A 25,472-nucleotide genomic window follows, 5' to 3' on the forward strand; every position below is an offset into this window, starting at 1 on the left:
CCCTCCGGGGTGATGCCGCCGGTGTTGATGTTGGCGAAGTCCGTGTAGGTGCTGCTCTCCTTTAAGGTGACGCCCACCTTGGGGGGTGCGGGCTGGTTGTAGAATTTCACCCACAGGCACTCCATCAGCTCCAATGCCTGGTCCCTGGTGAGTATCCCGGCCTCGGTGTCCCTCTTGTAAAAGGGGCCCAGGTGCTGGTCGAAATGTCCCGGGGAATAGGCGTCCCAGGGGTTCAGCTCCGTGGTCACGGCCAGATGGGTGAACCAGTAGGTCTGGATGGCCTGGTAGAAGGTCTCCGGTTTATGGGCGGGCACTATGTCGCAGTTGGCGGCGATCTGCAGCAGCTCTTTTCTGCGGGCCTCATCGGCGCAGCTATCGGCCATCTGCCTGGCCAGCTCCCCATAGCGCTTTCCCAAAATCATGATGGCCTCGCAGGCGATGGACATGGCGTTCAACTGGTCCCGCTTGTTCAGGGCCTCCGGGTCGTGCTGGAAGTCCAGCGCGGCCAGGGCCTGGCGGATGTCCTCCTGGTAGTCCAGGTAGCCCTTCTCGTACAGCTTCACGGAGCCCACGGTGTGCCCCGGTCCCCGCTGTTCCATGAACTCCGTGAAGATGCCGGCGGCGTAGGCCTCCTTCCACTCCGGGGTCATGCTGTCCAGGATACGGCGGCGCATGGAGCGGTCTTCCCAGTAGGGGATGATCTGCTCCTCCTGGATCTTCAGGTCGTCCTCCGTCACGGTGAAATTAACTACGGAGCGGTCGTTCATATTGTGCATGTCTTCCAGGGTATGGCAGCACAGCTCCGGAAAGGTGGGGGCGGACTGGGGATAATCCCCCTTTTCCCCTACGATGAGCTCGTCTTCGCCGATGTAGAGCTTTTTATGGGTGAAAAAATGTTTCAGCACCAGGGCCCGGAGTTCCGGGACGGACACCTTGCCCTCGTACATCTGATAGGCCTCCGTCTCCAGGACGGCCCGCTCCATGTAGATGTGGGGCTGGGTCTCGGTGCTGATTTTACGAAGTCTCCTGATGCGGTCGTTCATGCCGCGTTCTTTCGTCTTTGCCATTGGTTAACCTCCTGTCTGGATATTTTGGAAACCGCTCTGCCGGAACAGCTGCCCTGCCTGATGCAGCCACTGGGCATCCGGCTCCGCCATGGAGGCCCCCTGGTAGAGACGGTCCAGCCTGGCGTATTTGCCGCTGCCTGTGCTGTGGTATTTCAGCAGGTTGATGCGGTATGGGTTGATTGCATTGTCCTGTAGGAACGAAATGATGTCGGTGAGATGCTTTTCGGTGGCGTTCACGCCGTCGATCAGGGGGAGGCGGATCTGGATCTTCCCACCGTCCGCGCTGAGGGCTTTCAGGTTTTCCAGAATCAGCCGATTGTCCACCCCGGTGTGCGCCAGGTGGGCCCGGGGATCTATCAGCTTGATGTCGTAGAGGAAGGTGTCCGTATAGGGGAGCACCCGCCGGATATGCTCGTAGGGGACGCAGCCGCAGGTGTCGATGTCCACGCTGTAGCCCAGAGCGTGGAGGCGCCTGGCCAGCTCTTCTATGTAGTCCATGTCCTGGGCCAGGGGCTCGCCGCCGGAGAGGGTGACGCCGCCGCCGGAGCGCTCGTAGAACATCCAGTCCTTCTCCAGTAGCCGGATCAGCTCCGGGAGGGGGTATTCTTTTCCCGCCGCCTCCCTTGCACCGTAGGGGCAGGCGGCTGCGCATGTGCCGCATCCCTGGCACAGGCTTCGGTCCAGGCGGGGGAGGAATTTCCCGGGGAGCGCAGGGGCTGGTGGCGACAGGCTCTCCATGGAAACGGCCCTTTGCGGACAAGCCTGGCTGCATGCCCCGCAGCCCGTGCAGCGGTCGGCGTGGAAGAGGAGCTCTGCTTCGAAGCGCTGGCTCTCCGGATTGTGGCACCAGGAGCAGGAGAGCGGGCAGCCCTTGAAAAAGACGGTGGTGCGGATGCCCTCGCCGTCGTGGAGGGAATATTTCTGGATATTGAATATCAACGGTTTGCCCATTCCAGCCAACTCCTCGCATAATTTCTCAACCTTAATTGTACTCCATGGCTTTTTGGGCTGTCAAGAGAGAAATGGAGGCGGGGGCGAATGCGGCGGGATAACGGGGGAAAGACTTGAGATTGCGGTTGCAGAAGGGACTGTCACAGGGTATAATAATAGAAAAAGATTAAGAATCCATAAAGCAGGTTATAGATTAAGAGGAGCGGCAACATGATAAATGTGTGGATAGATGACTTGACACCTTGCCTGAAGGATAATGACACTGGTGATTTTGTGCCAACAGAAGTCGTTAGAATCAGACGGAAGAGCTTTTTGTCAAAGTTCAATAAGAAAAATGGTTGGTATACGAATTGGGAAAAGCTTTTACAGGAACATGAGGTTTATGCGCTGGTGGTAAAAGGGACAGTGGATATCCAGGGGTTAGTTGCACTAAGCCGCAATGAGGGCTTCCAGGCAGTATATATTGCTTGGATGTGCACGGCACCACAGAATAATAAAATGCTGTGCGATAATCCAAAATATGCAGGTGTGGGCGGTCATTTGTTCGCGATAGCGGCGGATAAATCTGAAGAATATGGATTTGGAGGAGTCGTGGTAGGTCATGCGGCTAATATAGATTTGGTCAAACATTATTGCGAAGTTTTTAAAGCAGAGCATATCGCTATGCTACACCCATATCAAATAGCTGTTTATGAGAGGGAAGCAGCGGATATAAGGAGGATATATGACTATGAGTGGACAGATGAGGAAATTTAATTATGCCGAATATTATAAACAGTTGGAAGTCATGCCAGAACCAATCATGGCAAGCGAACTCCCGAAGGTGAAATTGAACCTCAGGGGAATCCGGGATTTTGCAAAGGAAAAGGGGGTTCCCATTGCCAGTCTTTCGGATGCTGAAAAAAAGCTTTTTATCGAGGCATGAAGACTGAAGACGATAGAGACAAAGAAAGGCATGCGCCAGGAGCGCATGCCTTTTTATACTGCAGACCGCCAGGATTTACAGTGGCGTCTCCGGGAAAGTGCTTGGCTGGCGGTCTGCAGTCGGGTTGCACTGCAAATTTAACCGGTCTGCAGTATAAAATGGTAATTACAGCCTCTTAGACTTCCGGAATCTCCACAGGAATCTCATGTCCGACAGCATTGGACTTGACGATGCCGTCGATGATGGCCTGGTTGTAGATAATCTGGCTGGAGGGTATGGTGGCTGCGCCGCCGGTCTTCACCGCTGTCACGAAGGAGCGGAGCTTCTCGTGGAACAGGTCGCCGCTGGGATCCAGGGGAATCTCTGTGCAGGTAGGCTTGCCTGCGATGGTCTTGTAGATCTTCAGGGGCTTGTCGAAGTCGCCGTTCCAGCACTCGGTGGAAGGGATCTTCAGCCCGCCCTTGGTGCCCAGGATGATGGCGTCGCCCATGGTGTCCATGTGCATGGCCCAGGAGATGCGGAAGTCAAGCATGATGCCGCCCTCCAGGCGCACGAAGCCCGCCGCGAAGTCATCCACGCCGAAGACATCCGCGTATTCCGGATGGCCGGGGTAGTAGTTAGGATCCTTGCCGAAGAAGTCGGAGGTATACCCGGTGACAGTCAGGGGCTTGGGATAGCCCACGGCGTTCAGCAGCATGTCCAGGGAGTAGCAGCCGATGTCGCCCATTGCGCCAATGCCGCCGGTCTCCTTATCGATGAAGGTGGTGCCGTAAGGGGTGGGGATGCCTACCCGGCGGCCGCCGCCGGACTGGATGTAATAGACTTTGCCCAGCTCCCCGGAGTCCACAATCTGCTTGATGCGCTTCATGTTCACGCTCATCCTGGGCTGGAAGCCGATGGTGAGGATCTTACCGCTCTTCTTCTCAGCGCGCATGACCTCCACGGCCTCGTCCACGGTGACGGTGAAGGGCTTCTCCAGCATCACATGGACGCCGTGCTCCAGGGCATCGATGGCGCAGGGGGCATGCTGGCAGTTGTAGGTGCAGATGCTGACCGCATCCAGGTCCTCGGCCTCCAGCATGGCATGGCCGCTCTCGTAGCAGCGCACGCCCTCCAGCTTGTTGGTCTTGCAGAACTTCTCCGCCTTGCCGGGCACCAGGTCCGCGGCGGCCACTAGCTCCACGTCGGGCATGGCCTTATAGCATCTGGCATGCTCCTCGGCGATCCAGCCGGTGCCGATGATGCCCACCTTCACTTTTACGCTGGTGTCGATTTCGGGCTCTTCATCGTAAATATTCTCAAAACGGTTCAAAATATTCTCTGCCATGATTGTTGCTCCTTTTTATATATGATGATATACGCATGTTCGCCATCATTCGCCATTGGAATGCTTTTCTTCCTGGAATGCCGTTCCATGCTGTCTGACTCGCGGGCGGAAAGCGCCATGCTGATAGATGGCTGAACCGTCCTCCCGCGCATATATGTGATTTACAGGAAAGACCTCAGGTAACGGATGCTCATCTGGGCGCATTCCATGGGGGTGCGGCCCATGCTGGGCATGTCCTGCTCCACCACGAACCAGGCGCTTCCCGCGTCGTCCGCGGCGGCGATGATGGAGGGCACGTCCTGGAGGCCATAGCCCACGGGGCGGAACTCGAACTTGCCGGAAGCCTCCTCCTTCTTCCCGTCGGTGCCGATCAGGCCGTACATGTTCTCGCTCTTCTGGCCCGAGAAATCCTTCAGGTGCACGATGGGGGCCCTGCCGCTGTATTTGCGGACATACACGGGAGGCTTCTCGCCGCCTACGTTGACCCAGCACACATCCAGCTCCGTCTGCAGCAGATCGGAGGGGATTTCGGCGTAATAGGCGTCCAGTATGTACCGGCCATCGATCTTCTCGAACTCGAAGTCGTGGTTGTGGTACAGAAGCTGCATGCCCCGGGCCTTGCAGCGCTCGCCCACGCTGCGGATCCGCGCGATGGCGGCGTCCAGCTCCTCTTTGGTCTTGGGGCCGGTGAGCCAGGGGATGGCGATGTGCTTTAAGCCTGCGGCGGCATAGTCGTCCAGGACGGCGTCATCCTCCAGCTGGTCCATGGGCACATGGGCGGAGACCAGCTCCAGGCCCGCTTCATCCAGGATTTTCTTGGCCTCCACGGCAGTCATGCCATAGGTTCCGGCCAGCTCCACGCCGTCGTAGCCCATCTCCTTCACCTTGCGCATGGTGCCTGCGAAGTCCGCCTCGGCGGCATCGCGGACGGAATAGACCTGCAGTGCGATAAGACGTTCTTTCATAGTGATATTCTCCTTTCGGCATATTTTTTACGGAAACGATATTTTACTATTTTCTATGTTAAAGGAAACGGGCGGGAAATGATAGATTTCTATTGCTGTTTTATTCATACGATTCTGCTATCTTGGTTTTTTTCCTGTCCGGCCTATGATTTGGCAAAAGCAGGGGCGCCGAATGGCTTTGCGCCTATCCGATCAGCACCTCCTTGCCCTGGAACGCGAAACCGTATTTCCGGATGCGCTCTGCCGGTATGCCCTTGGCCTGCAGGACAGCGTCGTAACGCATCCCGTCAATCTGGTCCAGGGCGGCGCGGACAGTGTCCTCCAGGGTCTTTTCCCTTTTCGGGTTATGGACTTTGAACTCTATAATAATCGCATCCCTTTCGCGATTATTTTTAATCGCATCCTTTTCGCGATTATTTATGATCGCATCCGCATCCTGGCCGGACGCTTTGGGCTCCAGCAGGATATCGTAGCGCCCGAAGCCGCTCTCCCGGTTGGAGGTGATGACATATCTGTCGGACAGGTCTACCATCAGGCCCAGGACGAAGCCATGGTAAAAGCGCTCCGGCTCCGCCGCCTTGGACGGTTGCTTCCCCGCATCGAAGCAGCTGAAGGTAGCCAGGGCCACCCGGTTCATATAAGCGTTCATGGCCTCCAGATCGTCCTGCAGCAGCGCCTGGAGGAAGCCGTTGTAGGAGGAGGCAGAGCCCGCGAACCACCCTCTGATGATCCGCCGGAACATGATGCGGACTTCTTTGTTCGTCAGGGACAGGACATAGTCGTCCTCGCCGCTTTCCTCGTCGAAGACGCATTCCTCCACTTTCAAGTATCCGCTGGCAAGGAGCAGGCTCCAGATGGCGCTCTCGTCATCGTTCAGTTGATTGAAGACAATCTGCTCGTCGATGCGCGTGCGGAGAGAAGTCCCATCCAGCAGATCCGCCATGGTCATCTTGAGTTCGCGGCTGCCCTCCCGGACCAGCTTGCCTACCAGACTGTTGGAGCTGGTGTTGGCCCAGTAGGTGGTGAGCTTTCCGTTTTTCAGGTAGTTAAGGATGGACCAGGGATTATAAATATCCCGTTTTTTTCCGAATGTAAAGCCGTCATACCATCTTTTTACATCATCCTTTTTGTCGGACATTCCGTACTCGTCCAGTGCGGCGAATACCTCCTGCTCTGTAAAGCCGAAGCTGTCAGCATATGCTTCGGAAGTGGATGTCACCACGGTCAGATTGTTCAAATCAGAAAAAATCGATTCCTTGCTGACTCGCGTAATCCCCGTCATGATGGCCCGCTCCAGGAAAGGGTTCGTCTTGAAAGTAGAATTGAAGAGGGCCCTCATGAAGTCCACGATCTCCTGCCAGTATCCGGACACATAAGCCTCCTGCATGGGAGTGTCATATTCATCCAGCAGTATGATTGCCTTTTTCCCATAATAGCGGGAGAGATAGTCGGCCAGGGTCCTCAGGGAGCTGGCGGCCATATAGTCTTCCATATTCACGGACACCTGTCTGTAGGAGGACCTCTCGCTTTCATTGAGGCAGCCGGTCTCCAGGAGGAAGTCATATTTATTGTACAGATTCGTGATGGTCTGGCACATCATCTTCCGGGCATCTGTAAACAGCCTTGCCTTAACATCTGCAAAGCTCAGGGAGATGACCGGATAGGTGCCCTGGAGCTGATGGTACTTACAATCCCCTTCCAGGGGATTTGCCCCATCAGAGGATTTTTCCTGCCAAATTGCCAGCCCTTCGAACAGATGTCCTTTGTCCGCATAGTCCACAGAGAGGAAATGCTCCACCATGCTCATGTTCAGGGTCTTGCCGAAGCGCCTGGGGCGGGTGATCAGGGTTACGGAATCCCCATTCTCCCACCATTCTTTTATGAAATGCGTCTTATCTACGTAAAAGAGATGATTCTGAATCACTTGCCCGAAATCCTGATGCCCGATACCGACAGTCCTTGCCATTCATTGCCTCCAATCATCAAGGGAAACCGCCAAGCTGCCCGCCAGCGGGGGTCTGCGTCTCTGATACTCCCATTCTACTATACCCCGCGGAAATCCACAAGCCTGAAATCCACTGGTGAAGGGGCATTACAGAAACCGCTCCCGACAGGAAAAATGACCTGCTGAAAAAACACAATGCACCAGTAGGACAGAAAGGATTTTCTCTAAAAGCACTTGACAAAAGAATCCCCCCACCGCTATAATGAACATTGTTCATATTGAGGTGATCGGATGAATACAGTTGTGACGTCAAAAGAAGACATTTTGAGGGCCAGCCGGGAACTGATCAGACAGCGGGGATGGTCCGCGGTCAATATCCGCTCTGTCGCGGCTGTCTGCGGGGTATCGGTGGGATCCATCTACAATTATTTCGATTCCAAGGCTGCGCTGGTGGGCGCTACAGTGGAAAGCGTCTGGGGCGAGATCTTCCGCCGTCCGGAGGACGGAGCGGTGTTTGGGGACGCGCAGGCCTGCATTGCCTGGATATACGGACAGATGGAATACGGCTCCAGGCAGTATCCCGGATTTTTCACGCTGCACTCCCTGGGCTTCCTGGGGGAGGAGAAGGTCCGGGAGCAGATGAGGATGCAGCAGACCTGGCAGCATATCCGGGAGGAACTGTGCGCCGTCCTGAAGCGGGATGCCAGAATCCGGGCGGACGCCTTTACGGATCTGTTTACGGCGGAAAGATTCGCGGACGTCCTGTTCTCCCTGATGCTGTCAGCCTTGCTGCGGCAGGACTACGACCCGTCTGCCGTGCTGGAGATTGTCCGCAGGACCCTTTACTGAATCCCACCGGGCCGTGGGATTTTTTATCCGGGAAAATGAACTTTGTTCACCAAAAGGTCCGGGCGCTTCCTGCTCTGCCCGGGCGCTGTCTGGCCGTGACTATGGCACAGCGGCGTCTGCCGCCGCCACAGTTCAAATAAAACGGAGCATAAGGAGGATAAATATGCAAGCAATCGTAGAAACCCTGTTCGATGCCGTCTATCTGATCTCCGTCATCACCATCGGGATCCTGACAATCCGGGGCAGCAGAGGAAACCGCCAATTCCTTCTGTTCGGATGGATGGCTGTAGTGCTGGGAGCGGGCGACTCTTTCCACCTGGTCCCCCGGGCGCTGGCCCTGTGCACCACGGGCCTGGAAAGCTATACCGTTCCCCTGGGCCTTGGAAAGTGGATCACCTCGGTGACGATGACGGTTTTTTATGTGCTGCTCTACTATGTCTGGAGGCATCGGTATGAGATTGAAGGCCGGGGCGGCCTCACCGCCGCCGTGTACGGACTGGCGGGCCTGCGGATCGCGCTGTGCATGATGCCCCAGAACCGGTGGTTCAGCACAGAAGCGCCCCTCTCCTGGGGCATCTACCGCAATATCCCTTTCGCCCTGCTAGGCCTTCTGGTGATCGTGCTGTTCTATGGCAGCGTAAAGGAGCGGGGGGATAAGGCGTTCCGATGGATGTGGCTGACCATCGTGCTGAGCTTCGGCTTCTACATTCCGGTGGTGCTGTGGGCGGATGCCATTCCCCTGATCGGGATGCTGATGATCCCCAAGACCTGCGCCTATGTGTGGACAGTGCTGATCGGATATTCCGCTATGAGACAAGAATGCAGATGAAGGAGGAACGACAATGAAACGATACATAAATGCGGCTCTGCTGTATGCCATCCTTGCCATGGCAGGCGGCGTGTTCTACAGGGAGTTCACCAAATTCAACGGCTTTACCGGCAAGACCACCCTGTCTGTGGTCCACACCCACTATTTCCTGCTGGGCATGGTGCTCTTCCTGCTATTGCTCCTGCTGGAAAAGAGCTTTTCCTTCACCGGGCCGAAGACCGGGCTGGTGCTGGCAGTCTATCATGTGGGCCTGAACCTGGCCGCCCTGATGCTTGTGGTGCGGGGCGTGGCCCAGGTGCTGTCGCCCGGGCTTTCCTCCGGCATGAGCGCTGCGATTTCCGGCATGGCGGGAATCGGGCATATCCTGCTGGGGGCCAGCTTGGTGATTCTGCTGGTGCAGATTGGGCGCAGCGTATCGGCAGGGCAGAAGTGATGCCGAAGCTGCGGGACGGATTCCCGAAGCGTTGGTCATGCCGGCGGCTGTGGGAAATCCACCCTTATGAAGTTGATTTGCCGCCTATATCTGCCAGGGGAGGGGAACCTGAAGCTGTTTGGGGTGGAAGCCGCAGACTGGAATGAGGCCAGCTCCGCGCTGGATTTCCAGACGGAGCGGGAGGTTCAGGATGCTAATTATGTCTACTGTATGGACCATGACCGGGTGGCGGAGGAGGGGACGCCGATGGAGTTGCTGGCAAGGAAAGGCATGTATTATGAGATGTACAGATTGCAAAGTGTGCATAGATTCTCTAAGCGGATGTATGGGGACATGCTGAAACCCAGGCGAGGCGGCGCCCCCTCAGTCCAGGATACGGTTCGTCCGCCGGTAAGCCTCCGGTGAGCAGCCCACATGCTTCTTGAAAGTCTTGCAGAAGGTGGTGCTGTCCTTGAACTTCAGGAGCTCCGCGATATTATAGATCTTCAGGTCCGTATTGGCCAGGAGCTTCTTGGCCTCCGCCAGGCGCAGGTTCGTGGCGTACTGCGTGATGGACTGCTTCGTCAGCTGCTTGAAGAGATGAGAGGCGTAGGAGTAGCTGATGTGGAGTGCCGCGCACAGGTTCTCGGGCGTGACATGCTCCCAGGACAGAAGCTGATTGTTGATATATTCCGTCATCAGATATATGGTGGAATCTGTCTGCACCACTGCGGACGCGGGGCGCGGGGGCGTGTGGAGCAGAGAGAGGAGGCGGATCGTATAGCTTACGATGTCCGCCTGGACCGTCAGATCCGGATCGCCGCTGGAGAAGCGCTGGAAGGCTTTCTGGAACAGCACATCGGCCAGCTGCGCCTCCTTCTGCGCCGGCGGGAAGGGAAATATGCAGCCGCCCTTGCGGTACAGCTCTTCATACAGAGCATTGAAATCACATAACTCGCAGATCTGCCGGAAGCGCTTGAAGGAGAGGATGATCTTGCTCCGGTTGTAGGTGTCCACATTGGAAGGATTGGAATAATGGGTCTCCATGGCATTGACGATGAGGAGCGTGCCCGGAGTAATGGGAAAGATGTGGTTCCTTACAATGAAATACCCTCCCTTGGACCAGAACTGCAGCATTTCGATACAGTCTTCACGATGGGGCTTTGCGTTTCTTAAGTCATAGCCGATATTCTGGTATTCTAATTCATAGATATAATTCATCTTGGATTTATCCATCCATGCATCCTCCGCTGGCCTGAAAGCAATCTTTCGTAACTTCTCTTACCGAAAAGCAGAATTGGCACATTTTTATAACAATTATTTGCATTTACTTATAGCCTATCTGTTGATAGAATATAGGAACAAAGTATGGAAAACATGCACAATTTAATTGCTTTATTGCTAAGATAAACAGTTAAAATATGATGATTTAATGCTGGGCTTCGATTTGATATTATATCATAATAACATTTTCTACTGTAAAATGCAAGCTTGCAGTCATTGTAAAAATGTGCCAAAACTAATATTGCCAGAAGTGTTTTTCAGAATTTGTGCAGAAACTACAGTTGGAGCAAAAAAGGAGGAGAAACATGAGGAAAAGATTATTGCCATTGATCCTGTCATTGGCCATGGCGGCATCCATGCTTGTGGGCTGTGGGCAGAGCAGCGACACCGGGGGCAGCGGCTCCGGTAAGGTAGAGGAGCAGACAGAAGCAGGCGCTTCCGGCGACGCCCAGGAGAGCAGCGCTTCCCCGGAGGAGGACGCCTCTGGGGCGAGCATCTCCGAGGCGGAGGATACCTCCGAGACGGAGGATACCCCCGGGGAGGAAAAGCAGGAGATCACCTGGCTGGGCTATTACACATCCAACATCACCGTCACGGAGAATTCATGGGCGGAGCAGCTTCTGGAGGACACCTTCAATGTGGAGATCAATCCCATCACGGATGTGACGGCGGAAAACATAGAGATGTATGTGGCCTCCGGCGACATTGCGGACGTGACATGCTTCAGCTACTGGTTCAATCTGGACAAGAACTATCTCTACGACCAGGGCATGATCCGGGAGATTCCGGAAGAGTGGCTGTGGGAGTATTATCCCACGGGCATGAAGATCTACTCAGAGTGGCTGGGCGAGGACTTCTTCCAAAACGGCGGGCACCTGATAGACGGCAAATGCCTGTACACCCCTTACGTGGAGGGCAAGACGATCAGCACGGCATGCCTGGTCTACCGGAAGGACTGGATGGAGAGGCTGAACATGACGGAGCCTACCACCCTGGATGAGCTGCACGACCTTCTGTACGCCTTCACCTACAACGATCCGGACGGCAATGGGAAGGACGACACTTATGGCATCGACGTCATATATAACTGGAGGGGCATGTGGCCGATCTTCGGAGCCTTTGGCATCTCCACCCCCAACCAGTATAATGTGAGGGAGGACGGCACTGTCTATCTCAACGGCGCATTGGAGGACTACCGCACTGCCCTTGGCATCCTGAAGGAGTGGTACGACGAGGGAATCATCCATCCGGAATGCATCACGGACGACCGCGCCGCCGTGCGCACCAAATGGGCAAACGGCACCGTGGGCACCATGGTGGACTCCCAGACCTGGTTCTACTCCTTCCGCGGGGCCTCCAGCATCCTGGCCATGGCGGAGGATGTGTTCGGGGAAGGCACTGTGGACGTGATGTCGGCGCTGACCAGCGAATACGGGGACGGCACGATCTACTCCAACTGCAACTATCCCAACGCGGCGGGCGTGGCATCCCTTCTCTTCGGCGCCAACGCTACGGACGAGCAGGTGATCGCCGTATTGAAGATGCTGGAGGGCATGGCCACGGACCACGAGCTGCTGACCAAGATGCTCTATGGCGAAGAGGGCGTGGACTACACCATGGTGGACGGCCAGCTCTGCGTGAATCCGGAGCTGACGGTTGCGGATAAGGCGGAGAAGGGGATCGACTTTACCTTCTATGCCGTGGGGGCCACGGATCCCTACATGGAGACCCTGACCTTCTCCCAGCGGGACAAGGAGAATATAGACAAGTCCAACAGTTGGCCCACCCTGCCCATGACCAATTTCGACTGCCCTGTCAATGCGGCCAGAGACCAGTACCAGAGCGAGGTCAGCAAGGTGGTCAGCGAATATTACACAAATGTCTTACTTGGCGCCGACAATCTGGAGGACGGATGGGACAGATACCTGCAGAATCTTGACAATGCAGGCCTGGGCAAGATCATTGCGGAGTATGAGGAGCGGATGAAATAGGCAGGATAGATTCTGAGAGAAGGTGTTCTGTGCGCACGGGATCGCTTCCAAAGGGTTCCGTGCCGCTTCTTTTGGGAATCGCGGGAATCAGGCGTGAAGAAAGGAAAATACTGCGTGAGGATAACGAAAAAGAACAAGGCGGGGACAGCCGGGCAGGGGCTGCTGAAAAGGATTTATAAGAACAGGGCTTATTATCTGCTGCTGCTCCCGTTCATGATATTTCTCTTTGTTTTCAGATACAAGCCCATGTATGGAATCGTACTGGCCTTCAAGGACTTCAAAATCCGGGAGGGGATCATGGGGAGCCCCTGGGCGGGCCTCAAATATTTCAATCAGTTGTTCGAGGCGGCGTCCTTCTGGGAGGTGCTGTCGAACACACTGATCATCAGCCTGATGAACCTGGCGTTCAGCTGGCCGGTGCCCATTGTCCTTGCGATTTTCATCAGCGAGATCGGCAACCGGCGGGTCAGGAAGGTCTTCCAGACCGCATCCTACCTGCCCCATTTCATCTCCTGGGTCATCGCCGCGTCCCTGATTACGGATGTGCTGGCGCTGAACGGCCCGATCAATGCCCTCCTGGGGATGGTGGGCCGGGGGCCGGTGTACTTCCTGGCGGATTCCAATGTCTTCCGGGGCGTGCTGATACTGACCAATATCTGGAAGGGAGCGGGATGGAGCGCGATCATCTACATCGCGGCGATCACGGCCATCGACCCGAACCTGTATGAGGCGGCGAGGGTGGACGGCGCGAAGAAACTGCAGGAAATCTGGCATATCACGCTGCCGGGCATCCGCAGCACGATCCTGACCCTGTTCATCCTGGAGATCGGGAAGCTGCTGTCCTCCAATTTCGACCAGATTTTCAATCTCTATTCGCCCGCCGTTTACGATGTGGCAGATGTGCTGGATACTTATACGTACCGCCAGGGCCTGGAGAGCTTCAACTTCAGCTATGCCACTGCCGCAGGGTTCTTCCAGAACGGCATCGGCTTTGTCCTGGTAATTATTTCGAACATTGTGGTGAAGCATTTGAGCTCGGGGGAGGAAAGCTTATGGTAAAGAAGAAAAAACCGCAGATTATCACTTATCTGGTGATAGCTGTCCTGATGTTCGTCTTCGTCTACCCCTTCTGGCAGACGATAGTGCTCTCCTTTTCCGACAAGATTTACGCAAATGCCCCCGGCTTCAAATTCTGGCCAAAGGAGTTCTGCCTGGATGCGTACAAGGCCATTTTCGCGGACAACTCCATCTTCGTGGGGTATGCCAATACCATCTGGCGCACGGTGGTGGGAACGGTCCTGACGGTATCCGTCACCTACCTTGCGGCCTTTGCCATGAGGCACAGGGGGATACCGGGATGGTCGCTGATCAATTTCCTGATCGTCTTTACCATGTTCTTCGGGGGCGGCATGGTGCCCACCTATCTGAACATCAAGGAACTGGGCCTCCTCAACACCCGCTGGGTGCTGGTGCTGCCGGGGGTGGCGGGGGCGTGGAATTTCATCATCATGCGGAATTTCCTGAGCAGCATAGACAAGGAGATGGAGGAGGCCGCCTATATCGACGGGGCCAATACGTTCCAAATCATGCTCCGGGTCATCCTGCCGTTGTCCAAGGCGGTGATCGCGGTCATCGCTCTGTGGGCGGTGGTGGGCCACTGGAACGCGTGGTTCGACTCCATGGTCTATGCCAACGGGAAGAACCTTCTGGTATTGCAGACAGTGGTGCGCCGCCTCATCGACACGGGAGACGAACTGACGGCCAGCGGGAATGCCGCAACCATGGCGGACATTACACCGGAGACGGTCCGTGCCGCCACTGTCATGGTGGCTACGATTCCGATTCTCATGGGGTATCCCTTTGTGCAGAAGTATCTGGTACAGGGAACCATGGTGGGCGCGGTGAAGGGCTGAGCGGCTTTGTGGAATGGTTTTAGAGAATGGCTTTAGAGAATGGCTTTAAGGAATGGCATTACGATAAGAGAGGAGAACTGATATGCCAGGGAAGATACGTACCGTTGAAGAAAAGGTGTTGTTCAGGAAAGGGACGGGAGGATATCTGTATTACCGGATTCCCGGCATCCTGCCTGTCCGGGACGCATTGCTTCTGGTCCTGGAGGCGCGCAACAGCAGGCTGGGAGACTGGGGGGACATCGATATCCTGATTCTGCGCAGGGAGCGGGACGGAGAGCTAAGCCAGGTGCACAGGATCGGCGAGTCCACCCTGCCGCCTGACGGAACCATGCGCACCTACAACAATCCGGTGCTGATTCCGGACGGGGAGAGGGTGCACCTGATCTACCACAAAAACTATGAGCGGGCCTTCCTGATCACCAGCCTCGACGATGGGAAGACCTGGAGCGAGGCGAGAGAGATTACGGAGAGCTACCGCCGGTTCCCCTATGAGTGGAATGTCTGCGCCACAGGCCCCGGCCATGGAATCCGGACCGGGACAGGCCGCCTGGTGGCCCCGGTCTGGCTGGCCTTGGGGGAAGTGTCCCGGGACGGGATGACCCGTGCCCACGCCCCCAGCGTGGCGGGCGCGATCTACAGCGACGACCATGGAGAGACATGGCAGGCGGGAGCGTTGGCCCAGGGGCTGGCAAACGGCAACGAGACCACGGTGGCGGAGACGGAAGACGGTAAACTGTTGTTCAACTATCGCAATACAGATGAGTGCAGGAGGCGCGCCCTGGGGCTGTCCTGTGACGGGGGCGAGAGCCTGGAGTCCAGGTGGTTCTGCGAAGAGCTGGTGGATCCGAGGTGCTTTGGCAGCATGGTTTCCACGGCGGAGGGAATCCTGTTCGCCAACTGCGAGGATGCCGAAAGGCGGATCCATCTGACTGTGAAGCGGTCCCGGGACAATGGGGGCAGCTGGGAGAAGGTCTGGGAGGTGGACTCCGTGGGAGGATATCCGGATATCGCCGAGGCGGACGGGAAGGTGTACCTGTTTTATGAGCGCCAGGAAGGCGATGAAATCGGGGAGCTGGTGCTGGCAGCAGGGGTCTGGGACAGGGAAGCGTGACAAAGTGAAATCGTTAAGCAGTATAATATACAGGGGAAAGGTTGGACAGACCATGAACGAAAAATTCAAGGGAATATTTCCGGCATTGCTGACGCCGTTTGACGGACAGGACCGGGTGGACACAGAAGTGCTTGGCAGGCTGGTGGACTATAACCTGCAGAAGGGCGTGGACGGATTTTATGTGGCAGGCAGTACGGCGGAGGTGTTCCTGCTGGATGCGAAAGAGCGCCTGGCCGTCATGGAGGCCGTCAGCAGCCGCGCCGGAGGGAAATGTACCCTGATCGCGCACATTGGCTGCATTTCCACGAAGCAGGCGATTGAATACGCCAGGGAGGCAAAGGAGATGGGCTATGACGCGATCTCCTCCGTGGCTCCTTTCTACTACAAATTCAGCTTTGAGGAGATCCGGAGGTATTACTTCGACATTGTGGACGCGGTGGACCTGCCCATGCTGATCTACAATTTCCCGGCCTTTTCCGGGGTGAACCTGACCACGGACAATATCAGGGAATTCCTGGCGGACGACAGGTTCCTGGGGGTGAAGCACACTTCTTCGGATTTCTATGCCCTGGAACAGTTCAAGGCGGGCTTCCCGGACAAAGTCGTCTACAACGGCTATGACGAGATGTTCCTGGCAGGGCTGTCCATGGGGGCGGACGGTGGAATCGGCAGCACTTTCAACTTCATGGCTGAGAAATATATCGAAATCCGCAGGCTCTTCCAGGAGAATGACATGTCCGCGGCACAGGCCCTCCAGAGGGAAGTCAACACAATCCTGCGGGCGCTGGTGGAAGTGGGCGTGATGCAGGGGGAGAAGGCGATTATGGAGGGGCTGGGCTTTCCGCTGGGGCAGGCCCGGTCTCCCTTCGCCCCTCTGAGCGGGGCGCAGAAGGAGAAGCTGCTGCGCCTGGCGCTTCCTACATTGCAGACAGCTGTGTAATCTTCCGTTTCAGGAACCGCCATGTGGAAAACCGCCTGAAAATAGAAATTTTAGTTGCGAAAGACGTGCTTACTGGCTATAATGGGTTTATGACAATAGAATCCAAGACAGGATTCTATTGTAGATCACAGGCAATAGAATCCTGTCTTGGATTCTATTGTAGATTACGGGCAATGGAATCCGCCCCCGGATTCTGTTGCGGGACCGTGATTAAGAGCATGATTCTAAGGAATTGTCCCCCGTAAGGCGGACAGGGAGGTAACCATATGGAATTCAATAAAACCGTATCCAATCCAATGCTGGTAGGCGCGCTGGAGCTGATGAAGGCCGAGGACACGCCCGCGCACCGCAATATGTTCATGGGAGAGCTGACCAAGGCCAGCTTCCTCACCCCGGCCATCATCGAACCGGCCCCTACGGAGGACGCCGAGGGCAAGCTTGTCCTGGCTCCCAACAGCAAGGTCCAGTTCCCCATGCTGAACACGCCGGACGGCGCGAAATTCTTCATGGCCTTCACGGACGCGGCCGAGTACGACAAATGGCAGGAGAAGAACCAGAAATTCCCCTTCTTCGCCCTGAAGCTGGAGGAATACGCAGCCATGATACTGCGCCGGGATCCCAAGGGGAACCTCTGTCCCGCCCTGGGCATGGTGGTCAATCCCTTCGGGGCCAATATCATCCTGCCCAGAGAGATGCTGGCCGGCATGATGACCGCCAGGGCGGCCCAGGCCAAGCAGGCGGCCCAGAAGCAGAAGAAGTGATTGGGGCCGGCGGTCGGACAAGATGGAAAAAATAGGCTAAAGAAAGCCGCGAACATGTCGATATACTTAGTACAGGAAAGCAGTTCGGCCGACTGCGCCGAGTACAGATTAGATATGGACACCACGGATGGTATTTATGCAGGGAAAGGATTTCCTTGTCTAAATGCCATTTTTTTATGCCGTTCCCGATGGGAAGCAGGAAAGGGATTCCGGGCGCGATGCGATGCCGCTGATGTGACAGATGTATCGGCGTGGCGGAAAGTCTGCAGGGACGGCCATGGGCTTTCGGCAGAGGATGCCGCGGGACCATTGGGGGGACAGGATGGAAACCATAAAAAGTCCGGCGGGAGGACGGGATCCGCATCAGGGAGGATGGGAGACCGGAGAGCCTGCGGGACGGGTGGACATGAAAGAGGGGGAAAGATTTGAAGATTGATTCCGGTACAGTGGGGATGGCGTCGTCCAGAAATTATCATTCCACGGCGGTCTCCATAAGACGGTTTACCGTACTGAAGATGCAGGGGAGCCTGACAGGCCTGAACACTGCCCTGGGCGGAGGGGCGGCGGACGCCCAGGGAAGCGGGTGGGCAGGCGCGAAGAAGGCGCAGACGGGAGCCGGCCAGTCCGCCACGCTCCAGGACTGGCAGGGGAGGCTTCAGAGCAAAGGCTCCAACGTGGCGGTCAGGAACTCCGCCAGCGACACCCTGGCCAATATCCGCCAGACTACCATACGCTATATTTACGACATCCTGTTTTCCGCCAGGAGGAACCGCCTCGGCCAGTGGGGGCAGAACCGGGCCATGACGCCCTATGAGTCCCTGACCCAGCAGGGCGGCGCAGACGCGCAGAACGGGAATGCCCCTTCCGGCAGCCAAAATGCAGGCGGTACGGGCGGCCTGGGCCAGGAGGGGCAGCAGGATCTGTTCCCGGGGAACATCGCCAATATGCGGGTGCTCTCCTATGTGAACGAGACGATAAAAGTGGAATCCGAGGAGACCAGCTTCTCCACAGTGGGCAAGGTGCGCACCGCCGACGGCAGGGAGATTGATTTCAACATTAATGTAGGGATGAGCCGCACCGTCCAGGAGCGCTATATGGAGAGCATGCAGCTAGGCTTCACCATGTGCGATCCTTTGGTCATCAACCTGGACACGGACGTGGCCTCCCTCTCCGACCAGACCTTCTATTTCGACATAGACGCGGACGGGGAGCTGGACGAGATATCCCAGCTGGGCGCGGGCAGCGGATACCTGGCATTAGACAAGAACGGCGACGGCCAGATCAACGACGGCAGCGAGCTCTTCGGCACCGCCAGCGGCAATGGCTTCGCGGATCTGGCCCAGTATGATGAGGACGGCAACGGCTGGATCGACGAGAACGATGCCGTCTGGGATAAGCTGAAAATTTGGTGCAAGGACGAGGAGGGCAACGATGTGCTCTACAGGCTGGCGGACAAGGGCGTAGGCGCCATCTGCCTGCAGAACGTTTCCACGGATTTCACCTTAAAGGGCAGTTCCGGCCAGACCCAGGGCGCTATCCGCAACAGCGGCGTGTTCCTCTACGAGAACGGCGCGGCGGGCACGGTGCAGCATGTGGACGTGGCGAAATACCAGGCCCAGGCCTGAGGCAACAGGACAATTTGATATGAAATCAGAGAGAAAGACGGCTTTTCGGGAAGAGAAGCTGTCTTTTTTCATGCATAATTCCATTCCGTTAGGGCAAACTGTTAGCGAGAAAACGAATATCACAGATTTTGGGATATTTGGATATCAATATCAGTTTGCTTTGAAAGAAGAAGGAAGGGAAGGCAGCTATGAGAAAAAACAGAAGGAACAATGCGAAAAAGGAGCGCACCATCATGATCGCGTCATCGGTGTTCGTGCTGGCGGCACTGACCATGACGGGGATCTACATGAAGTCCAACAACACGGAGGAGCAGGGCGACGGCTACACCATCGACTTCACGGCCCTGGAGGACAATGTGGAGAACAAGCACGAGGAGATTGCCCAGAACAAGCCGGTGGAAGAAAAGGCGGATACGAAGAAGGATGATTCCGCAGACAAAGCGCCGGATGCCACGAAGGAAGTCGCCGGAAAGGACGACGACCTGGACTATCTGCCCATGGAGGCGGGCTCACCGCTGGTGACCATACCGGGGCTGACGGACGGCGTCGCGGAGGGGATGCCGGAGGATATAGGGGGCCAGGACACCATTGCCCAGGAGCCTGAGGTATCGATGGAGAAGCCGGAAGCGGGGGCGGATTCCGATGCTGACGCCACGGCCACGCCGGATGCGCCCCAGGAGGAGGCAGGCGCCGCCGAGGATACAGGGGCAGGGGAGGAGGCCGACAGCACGGACGGCAGCGCGGTATCCGTGCCGACCCTGCATTTTGCGGAGAGCGAGGGTCTGCTGCGCCCGGTGAGCGGCGAGGTGCTGATTCCCTTCAGCATGGACGGCGGCGTCTATTTCTCCACGCTGGACCAGTTCAAGTACAATCCGGCCCTGATGATAGCGGCGGAGCAGGGAGCCGCGGTGGCGGCCTGCGCGGACGGACAGGTAATAGCTGTTTTTGAGGACGAGGAAATCGGGCATGCCCTTACGGTGGATCTGGGGGACGGCTATCAGATTACTTACGGCCAACTGGATGCGATACAGGTGGCGGAGGGCAGCTATGTGGAGCCGGGCCAGGTCATTGGCTTCATTGCGTCGCCTACCAAGTATTTCAGCGTGGAGGGAAGCAATCTGTACCTGAAACTCACCATGAACGGCGCTCCCGTGAATCCGGAGACGCTGCTGCAGTAAAAGCGTGGGAAGAATGCGTGAACCCGGGCTTGTGAAATGGGCGCCTAGGTTTGGGTTTGGACGGCATGGGCAGATGGGCCCGGGTTGGAGGTTGACGTGTATATTGTTGGCGGATTGATTAAGACCATGTCCAACGGAGACATCAGGGATGGATACATCCGGGTTCTGGACGGAAAGATTGCGGAGATCGGAAAGCGGGACGGCGCCCTGTGCCCCGCTCCCGGCGAGCGGGTCATCCTGGCGAGGGACGGCCTGATCATGCCGGGACTGATAGAGGCCCATTGCCATATGGGCATCACGGAGGAGAAGAAGGGCATGGAGGGGGACGACTGCAATGAGACGGTAGACCCGGTCACCCCCTGGCTGCGGGCTGTGGATGCGGTGAACACCATGGACGCCGCCTTTGACGACGCCGTCCGGGCGGGCATCACCTCGGCCATGATAGGCCCCGGCAGCTCCAACGTGGTGGGCGGCCAGTTCGCCTTTCTGAAGACCAGGGGACGGCGGGTGGACGACCTGGTGGTGAAGGCCCCTGCGGCCATGAAGGTGGCCTTCGGGGAGAACCCCAAGGTCAACTACTCCGGCCAGGGGAAGAGCCCCTCCACCAGGATGGCCATCGCCGGACTGCTGCGGGAGGAGCTGACGAAGGCCATGGCCTATAGGGACAGGAAGAAAAAGGCGGCGGAAAGCGGGGAGGGCTTTGAGGAAGACTTCCGGCTGGAGTGCTGGATGCCGGTGCTGGAGCGGGAGATTCCCCTGAAAGCCCATGTGCACCGGGTGGACGACATCTTCACGGCAGTGCGGATCGCAAAGGAATTCAACCTGAAGATGACCCTGGACCACTGCTCCGAGGGGCATCTGATTGCGGAGGAACTGGCGGCGGAGGGCTTTCCGGCCATCGTAGGCCCCGACCTGGCCAGCAGAAGCAAAATCGAGGTGCAGAACATGGCCTTCAAGACCGTGGGCGTCCTGAACCAGGCCGGGGTCATCACCGCCATCACCACGGACCATCCGGTGTCATTGATCCAATCCCTGCCCCTGTGCGCGGGGCTGGCGGTGAAGTCGGGCCTGGCGCTGGAGGAGGGTTATAAGGCCATCACCATCCATCCCGCCCTGATCTGCGGCGTGGCGGACAGGGTGGGGAGCCTGGAGGTGGGGAAGGATGCGGACATTGCCGTCTTCACCGGGAATCCCATGGAAGTGTTCACACGGACGCTGTATACCATCATCGACGGGGAAATCGCATATGAGGCCGACAAAGCGGAGGAGGCAGTTTGACGGGGAGGTCTGTCAGGCTGCCGTTACTGTTTGCGGCTTCGCCGCCCACAGCAACATGATGCACATATACAATAGAATTCAAAGGCAAGATGCCATTTGCCAAGGATAGTTTCTCCGAAAATATTAAAGAGCCACTGTTCACATCTGATCAGCGACTCTTTTCTTTCTGGCATTGTGTTTCAAGGAAATTATTCCTTGTCATTAACCAATCATTCCACCCCCAATGCCTTGAAAACAGCATCCTCTGCGCTATTGTAGAAAATCAGGTTGAAGCTGCTGATAAGGTCAGCGGGGACGGTGGCCAAATCCACCGCCGAGGTCATTGGCAACAACACTTTTTTTGCTCCGCTGTCCAGGCATACTTGCAGTGCGTTTGCCAGTTCCTCCACCTTCATCATGGTGCCGCTGATGCTGATCTCACCCAGCACAGCCAGGGAACTAAGCGTTGGCTTTCCCAGTGCGATAGAACAGATTGCGATTAAGGTTGGCAGAGCGAGCCTGCTGGTCATTCCGATGCCCTGCAGATCCTGATAATTCACGATGTAGTCCTTCGTTGTGGTGCTGATTGTGCCGCTGATGCGGTTTGCGTTTGCTTTCAGAAAATTAAATGCTGTGTTGGCGGCCTCTCTGCAATCCCGGTCAGAGCCTATGCCTGTACGCTCAAACTTGCCGTTTCCGGGGAGCATCTGGCTTTCCAGGCGGAACACGCCCATCATGCCTGATTTGCCATTCCCAACGGTATAGACCTGCCCCGGATTACATATTCCCTCCGGGATAAGTTTTCCGCCGCCCTGTTCTGGCACGGACACATAGTGTTCCTCGAAGGTATCGTTATCAATATACGAGAAATTAACATCGTAAAACTCCATACCACCCAGCTTTTTAAGCTGTTCCTTGACACGGCGGCGCATTTCAAGGGAGATGGCGAGGATTTCCTCCAGTTCTTCTTTTGAAAACTCTCCGTCAGGATAGACCAGTTTCAAAAAGCCTCCAACCATCTTACGGACAGCTATCGTATCCCTCTGATTCAAGTTCTTGCCAAGCCGGAAATGCTTGTCCAGGGCATCGCCGTACTGCTCCTTCCGCAGTTCCCGGAGAAATTCCGCCAGATAGTCGGTAATAAACCCATAGTCATTTGTAAAATGCCCTGGGCGGAACTTGGGGATTTCCCAGCCGGGGAGGTAGCAGTGCATACGGTCAAGAAAGGCTGTATCCGTCCCCATTTCTGACGGGAACGGCTCAAACAGGCTGGATGTTTTCAGGAGTACATCTACGCTCTGATTGATATTCCCGACAAACACCATAGACGCAGAGGCGGCTTTTTCCTCTTTTCCACGGGCAAAGGAACCGGATGCCATATAGTCCTTCATGATCTGGATACCGTCTTTATCCTTGAAGTTGATACCCGCTACCTCGTCAAAGGCCACGCAATCCCACAGCCCTACAAGCCCGACCGTCTTTCTGCCCATATTATAAAACAGGTTCGCCACAGTCGTCTGACCGCCGGAAACAAGGATGCTGTTAGGAGAGATTTCTTTATACAGGTGGGATTTTCCCGTACTGCGAGGGCCAAGCTCACAGAGGTTAAAGTTGTTCTCCACCAGCGGCAGCATCCGGGCAAGCAAGAGCCACTTCACGCGCTCCTCCAATTCGTCTGGTTCCATGCCGATAGAGCGCAAAAGCACATCGATCCATTCCTCCTTGGTAAATGCCTTGCGTCCTGCTTTCAGTTCCTCCATATCCACATGGGGCATTTGGATTGGTGTCAGTTTATAAATGCGGATCGGGTTTCCGTTTTTCTTATCTTCCTCAACATACTCATACTCCAACTGGACAATGCACCAGATGCCCCCGCAGAGCAAGCGGTCATACTTAGTCGGGTAATCTTCGTGGATAGGGATGTTTTTCAGGCCAAGGTTAGAAAACTCAGCCTCATAGCGGTCTTCCTTAATGTTCAACATAACTGTAATTTTATCAATGACTGTGTGGCTCCCTCGCTGGCGGAGCATAGACAGTATTTTTTGTGCCTCATCCGGGCGCACGAAGTTGTCAGCAAGGATGCGCTTGACACTGCCCACACCCTCCTCGATAACTTCCGGGTCGTCCGAGCTGCAATACTGCCCCAGCAGGAACTCTAAGACATAGACGGGAACGTTGGCGCCTTCTTTGATTTTTTTCGTCAGATCCTTGCGAACAATCTTCCCATCGAACCACTGGCGGAGCTTGCCCTTCAGGACAGCTCTGCGATCTTCACTCTCTGTTATATCTGGCATGGTGCTACCTCCGCAGACGTATTATATACCAAATCCGAAGTCATCCGCAAAGGCAAGATCCATAAGCATGGGGTGGCGGAAAACCTCTAAACCTGTGTTATCATCATATACAACAAGGAAATACTGCTTATCCCTGTCATATCGTTTGTCCTTGAACTGGAACTTCATTCGGAACATACGCTTTAGCGCATCCGAATCCCGACTGTCGGCAAATAAGCTAACCTCGTTGGAAATACGCTCATTGTCCTCCGACATGAAGAACATTTTATAGGTCGTTGCTTTGACCGTATCGCTGACAGGCTCCGACTGGATAAATTCCAATATGGTGATTTTATTGGTGATCTTCTGGACCATGCTGACCAGGGCGATCTCAGCGTTCTTCGTTTCGATATGCCCCTTTTCCATCCGTATATCAATGACCGGTACAAGCATTTCCTGCGGAGAAGACCCGCCGTGGACATAGTTCTGACCGCCCCCGGCAACCTTGAACACATTGCTGCTGACAGGGAAAGATACAACTTTTGGATCATTGTTCCGCAATACGGTTCCCATGCTCATATTCGCAATCCCATTATCCATAACAGGCGCAGAGGATACAATGAATCGGCGGTTCACAAAAGCTCCCTTATCGCTTACACCGCCAATCTTGCCGCTTTCGGTCACTTTGTCACGCTTGTAAATAAAGCCGTGATCGGCTGTGACGATGAAATGAATCGTATTTGCGCCGACCGCAATACGATGAATCAAATCAATAATTTCCTGGATTGCTTCCTGACAGGCGGAAAACACCTCGTTTTCTGTATTCAGTTTATCGCCGCGGGCATCAATCTGATTATGGTAGATGTAAACTACCTGTTTCCCGGTAATGATCTCCCGCAGTTCCATTTTTTTTAGAGCTTTCATATCATCAAATTGGACGCAGACGCTTCCAGGTACATAGGATTGTAAAACCTTTTCCCGCCCGGCCAGGCTGTCGCAAAGAACATCATCTACAAGCACCTGGTAGTCGTCCGTCATGGTCAGAGACTTATGGGGGAGCAGCGCAGCCATGCCCAGCCGGGTGTAGGAGGGCAGGACGCCAAGCTGGATCTCCAGCTTCGCAAAGACGCACTTAGGAGCATCCTGCATCCTCTGGAACAATTCCCGACCGACCTCAAAGCGGAGCGCATCGGAGATGATGACAACAACACGGTCCTTTGCGTTTTTAATATGCCGGGAAAAGAAGTCAACTTGCGCCGGAATACTTGTAAGCGAATCCCCATCGACAAGTCCGGCGTTCCATTTGGGGAGCAATTTGGCCAGGAACTCATTGGTATAGATGTTTTCTGCCAATTCCCGGAGCATTTCAAAATCAGCCGTGTCCGCAAGCTGGTCATAGGCAAAGTAGAACCGCCTGTACGCAGAATCAATCTGGCAATCTGTATTCCGGTACTTATCCACAATAGCCTTGAACCCATCCGGACAATGATAGGCGGCGGCAGTTATCAGATGATATGCGCTGTCAAGAAGGCTGTAGGACTGTTCCATCTGCGGGCCAAAGTGCATCTTTTGCCGTTTTTCACAGACCTGCGGAATCGTCAGAGTCCCCAGCTTCGCGCCAATGTCCTCGTTCAGGAGCCTGTCAGTCATCCACTTGATGATAATCTGGTCAATGCAGAGGAATGTATCGCACCCCACCAAATCCTCCGGCAAGTATCCGGCAAAGACCGTTCCGGCATTCAAACTTTTTGCGACATGAGCGGACAGTGCATCGTAGGTTTCCCGATAGATCACGCTATTCATCAGGTTGTCGAGAAAGGCGATAATATTGCCGGACTTATAGGACTGGAACATCTTCCATGGTTTTGG

Annotated in this window: 22 protein-coding genes and 1 pseudogene; 15 read left to right on the forward strand and 8 right to left on the reverse strand. The window is 55.6% G+C overall.

Going from position 1 to position 25,472, the window contains the following annotated elements:
* The coding region (locus tag Q2B33_RS13675; RefSeq protein ID WP_300914073.1) for a pyruvate formate lyase family protein at positions 1–1,067 on the reverse strand (1,067 nt) is incomplete at its 3' end.
* Between the two features lie 3 nt (positions 1,068–1,070).
* Positions 1,071–2,018 (reverse strand): glycyl-radical enzyme activating protein, encoded by a 948-nt coding sequence (locus tag Q2B33_RS13680; protein ID WP_300569670.1) that lies wholly within the window; start codon positions 2,016–2,018, stop codon positions 1,071–1,073.
* Positions 2,019–2,228: 210 nt separating this feature from the next.
* On the opposite strand from Q2B33_RS13680, the gene Q2B33_RS13685 reads away from it, so the two are divergent.
* Together Q2B33_RS13685 and Q2B33_RS13690 are read left to right on the forward strand one after the other, a co-directional pair.
* A complete protein-coding gene (locus Q2B33_RS13685) occupies positions 2,229–2,774 on the forward strand; it encodes a hypothetical protein (protein WP_300569673.1) in 546 nt (181 codons plus the stop codon).
* Positions 2,749–2,943 (forward strand): hypothetical protein, encoded by a 195-nt coding sequence (locus tag Q2B33_RS13690; RefSeq protein WP_300569676.1) that lies wholly within the window; start codon positions 2,749–2,751, stop codon positions 2,941–2,943. The genes Q2B33_RS13685 and Q2B33_RS13690 overlap by 26 nt, the downstream gene beginning before the upstream one ends.
* Before the next feature lie 175 nt (positions 2,944–3,118).
* On the opposite strand, the gene Q2B33_RS13695 is transcribed toward Q2B33_RS13690, so the two are convergent.
* The 3 genes from Q2B33_RS13695 to Q2B33_RS13705 form a co-directional block, all read right to left on the reverse strand.
* A complete protein-coding gene (locus tag Q2B33_RS13695; RefSeq protein ID WP_300569681.1) occupies positions 3,119–4,270 on the reverse strand; it encodes a Gfo/Idh/MocA family protein in 1,152 nt (383 codons plus the stop codon).
* A gap of 161 nt (positions 4,271–4,431) precedes the next feature.
* Complete coding sequence (locus Q2B33_RS13700; RefSeq protein WP_300569684.1) at positions 4,432–5,235, reverse strand: sugar phosphate isomerase/epimerase; 804 nt, start codon at positions 5,233–5,235, stop codon at positions 4,432–4,434.
* 184 nt (positions 5,236–5,419) lie between these two features.
* Positions 5,420–7,201, reverse strand: a complete 1,782-nt coding sequence (locus Q2B33_RS13705) for an AAA family ATPase (protein WP_300569687.1) — start codon at positions 7,199–7,201, stop codon at positions 5,420–5,422.
* A 270-nt stretch (positions 7,202–7,471) separates the two neighbouring features.
* Between Q2B33_RS13705 and Q2B33_RS13710 the strand changes: the two genes are divergently transcribed.
* From Q2B33_RS13710 to Q2B33_RS13725, 4 genes and pseudogenes are all read left to right on the forward strand, one after another.
* On the forward strand, positions 7,472–8,029 hold the full coding sequence (locus Q2B33_RS13710; protein ID WP_300569690.1) for a TetR/AcrR family transcriptional regulator: 558 nt from the start codon (positions 7,472–7,474) through the stop codon (positions 8,027–8,029).
* A gap of 163 nt (positions 8,030–8,192) precedes the next feature.
* Entirely contained in the window at positions 8,193–8,858 is a 666-nt protein-coding gene (locus Q2B33_RS13715) for a hypothetical protein (protein ID WP_300569693.1), read from the forward strand.
* Positions 8,859–8,871: 13 nt separating this feature from the next.
* Positions 8,872–9,291, forward strand: a complete 420-nt coding sequence (locus Q2B33_RS13720; protein WP_300569696.1) for a DUF2871 domain-containing protein — start codon at positions 8,872–8,874, stop codon at positions 9,289–9,291.
* Between the two features lie 57 nt (positions 9,292–9,348).
* Positions 9,349–9,696 (forward strand): annotated as a pseudogene (locus tag Q2B33_RS13725) (hypothetical protein); the annotation flags it as partial.
* Here the strand turns inward: Q2B33_RS13725 and Q2B33_RS13730 are convergent.
* Positions 9,655–10,506, reverse strand: a complete 852-nt coding sequence (locus tag Q2B33_RS13730; RefSeq protein ID WP_300774572.1) for an AraC family transcriptional regulator — start codon at positions 10,504–10,506, stop codon at positions 9,655–9,657. The pseudogene Q2B33_RS13725 and the gene Q2B33_RS13730 overlap by 42 nt on opposite strands.
* 353 nt (positions 10,507–10,859) lie before the next feature.
* Here Q2B33_RS13730 and Q2B33_RS13735 point away from each other — a divergent pair, with 353 nt between their 5' ends.
* The 9 genes from Q2B33_RS13735 to Q2B33_RS13775 all read left to right on the forward strand — a co-directional run bounded on the left by Q2B33_RS13735 (position 10,860) and on the right by Q2B33_RS13775 (position 21,351).
* Complete coding sequence (locus Q2B33_RS13735) at positions 10,860–12,545, forward strand: DUF3502 domain-containing protein (RefSeq protein ID WP_300569703.1); 1,686 nt, start codon at positions 10,860–10,862, stop codon at positions 12,543–12,545.
* A gap of 114 nt (positions 12,546–12,659) precedes the next feature.
* Positions 12,660–13,604, forward strand: coding sequence for a sugar ABC transporter permease (locus Q2B33_RS13740; RefSeq protein ID WP_300569706.1), 945 nt, complete (start codon positions 12,660–12,662; stop codon positions 13,602–13,604).
* Positions 13,598–14,458, forward strand: coding sequence for a carbohydrate ABC transporter permease (locus Q2B33_RS13745; RefSeq protein ID WP_300569709.1), 861 nt, complete (start codon positions 13,598–13,600; stop codon positions 14,456–14,458). The genes Q2B33_RS13740 and Q2B33_RS13745 overlap by 7 nt, the downstream gene beginning before the upstream one ends.
* 82 nt (positions 14,459–14,540) lie before the next feature.
* On the forward strand, positions 14,541–15,569 hold the full coding sequence (locus Q2B33_RS13750; protein ID WP_300569712.1) for an exo-alpha-sialidase: 1,029 nt from the start codon (positions 14,541–14,543) through the stop codon (positions 15,567–15,569).
* 52 nt (positions 15,570–15,621) lie between these two features.
* Entirely contained in the window at positions 15,622–16,509 is an 888-nt protein-coding gene (locus tag Q2B33_RS13755) for an N-acetylneuraminate lyase (protein ID WP_300569715.1), read from the forward strand.
* 266 nt (positions 16,510–16,775) lie between these two features.
* Positions 16,776–17,270, forward strand: a complete 495-nt coding sequence (locus Q2B33_RS13760) for an SseB family protein (RefSeq protein WP_300569718.1) — start codon at positions 16,776–16,778, stop codon at positions 17,268–17,270.
* A gap of 425 nt (positions 17,271–17,695) precedes the next feature.
* Positions 17,696–18,895 (forward strand): hypothetical protein, encoded by a 1,200-nt coding sequence (locus tag Q2B33_RS13765; RefSeq protein WP_300569720.1) that lies wholly within the window; start codon positions 17,696–17,698, stop codon positions 18,893–18,895.
* A gap of 188 nt (positions 18,896–19,083) precedes the next feature.
* Positions 19,084–20,073: a peptidoglycan DD-metalloendopeptidase family protein gene (locus Q2B33_RS13770; protein WP_300569725.1), complete on the forward strand. Its 990-nt coding sequence runs from the start codon at positions 19,084–19,086 to the stop codon at positions 20,071–20,073.
* Between the two features lie 126 nt (positions 20,074–20,199).
* Positions 20,200–21,351: an amidohydrolase gene (locus Q2B33_RS13775; protein ID WP_300569790.1), complete on the forward strand. Its 1,152-nt coding sequence runs from the start codon at positions 20,200–20,202 to the stop codon at positions 21,349–21,351.
* 209 nt (positions 21,352–21,560) lie between these two features.
* Here the strand turns inward: Q2B33_RS13775 and brxL are convergent, their stop codons facing one another.
* Positions 21,561–23,624, reverse strand: coding sequence for a protease Lon-related BREX system protein BrxL (brxL, locus tag Q2B33_RS13780; protein ID WP_300569728.1), 2,064 nt, complete (start codon positions 23,622–23,624; stop codon positions 21,561–21,563).
* A 21-nt stretch (positions 23,625–23,645) separates the two neighbouring features.
* The coding region (pglZ, locus tag Q2B33_RS13785; RefSeq protein WP_300822855.1) for a BREX-1 system phosphatase PglZ type A at positions 23,646–25,472 on the reverse strand (1,827 nt) is incomplete at its 5' end.

It is taken from the genome of uncultured Acetatifactor sp. (assembly GCF_948601915.1).
Taxonomy (GTDB): domain Bacteria; phylum Bacillota; class Clostridia; order Lachnospirales; family Lachnospiraceae; genus Acetatifactor.

Bases quoted from the DNA above. Each gene is read 5' to 3' on its own strand.
- Q2B33_RS13680 (WP_300569670.1), bottom strand. From the start codon at position 2,018: ATGGGCAAACCGTTGATATTCAATATCCAGAAATATTCCCTCCACGAC.
- Q2B33_RS13685 (WP_300569673.1), top strand. From the start codon at position 2,229: ATGATAAATGTGTGGATAGATGACTTGACACCTTGCCTGAAGGATAAT.
- Q2B33_RS13690 (WP_300569676.1), top strand. From the start codon at position 2,749: ATGAGTGGACAGATGAGGAAATTTAATTATGCCGAATATTATAAACAG.
- Q2B33_RS13695 (WP_300569681.1), bottom strand. From the start codon at position 4,270: ATGGCAGAGAATATTTTGAACCGTTTTGAGAATATTTACGATGAAGAG.
- Q2B33_RS13700 (WP_300569684.1), bottom strand. From the start codon at position 5,235: ATGAAAGAACGTCTTATCGCACTGCAGGTCTATTCCGTCCGCGATGCC.
- Q2B33_RS13705 (WP_300569687.1), bottom strand. From the start codon at position 7,201: ATGGCAAGGACTGTCGGTATCGGGCATCAGGATTTCGGGCAAGTGATT.
- Q2B33_RS13710 (WP_300569690.1), top strand. From the start codon at position 7,472: ATGAATACAGTTGTGACGTCAAAAGAAGACATTTTGAGGGCCAGCCGG.
- Q2B33_RS13715 (WP_300569693.1), top strand. From the start codon at position 8,193: ATGCAAGCAATCGTAGAAACCCTGTTCGATGCCGTCTATCTGATCTCC.
- Q2B33_RS13720 (WP_300569696.1), top strand. From the start codon at position 8,872: ATGAAACGATACATAAATGCGGCTCTGCTGTATGCCATCCTTGCCATG.
- Q2B33_RS13730 (WP_300774572.1), bottom strand. From the start codon at position 10,506: ATGGATAAATCCAAGATGAATTATATCTATGAATTAGAATACCAGAAT.
- Q2B33_RS13735 (WP_300569703.1), top strand. From the start codon at position 10,860: ATGAGGAAAAGATTATTGCCATTGATCCTGTCATTGGCCATGGCGGCA.
- Q2B33_RS13745 (WP_300569709.1), top strand. From the start codon at position 13,598: ATGGTAAAGAAGAAAAAACCGCAGATTATCACTTATCTGGTGATAGCT.
- Q2B33_RS13750 (WP_300569712.1), top strand. From the start codon at position 14,541: ATGCCAGGGAAGATACGTACCGTTGAAGAAAAGGTGTTGTTCAGGAAA.
- Q2B33_RS13755 (WP_300569715.1), top strand. From the start codon at position 15,622: ATGAACGAAAAATTCAAGGGAATATTTCCGGCATTGCTGACGCCGTTT.
- Q2B33_RS13760 (WP_300569718.1), top strand. From the start codon at position 16,776: ATGGAATTCAATAAAACCGTATCCAATCCAATGCTGGTAGGCGCGCTG.
- Q2B33_RS13770 (WP_300569725.1), top strand. From the start codon at position 19,084: ATGAGAAAAAACAGAAGGAACAATGCGAAAAAGGAGCGCACCATCATG.
- Q2B33_RS13775 (WP_300569790.1), top strand. From the start codon at position 20,200: ATGTCCAACGGAGACATCAGGGATGGATACATCCGGGTTCTGGACGGA.
- brxL (WP_300569728.1), bottom strand. From the start codon at position 23,624: ATGCCAGATATAACAGAGAGTGAAGATCGCAGAGCTGTCCTGAAGGGC.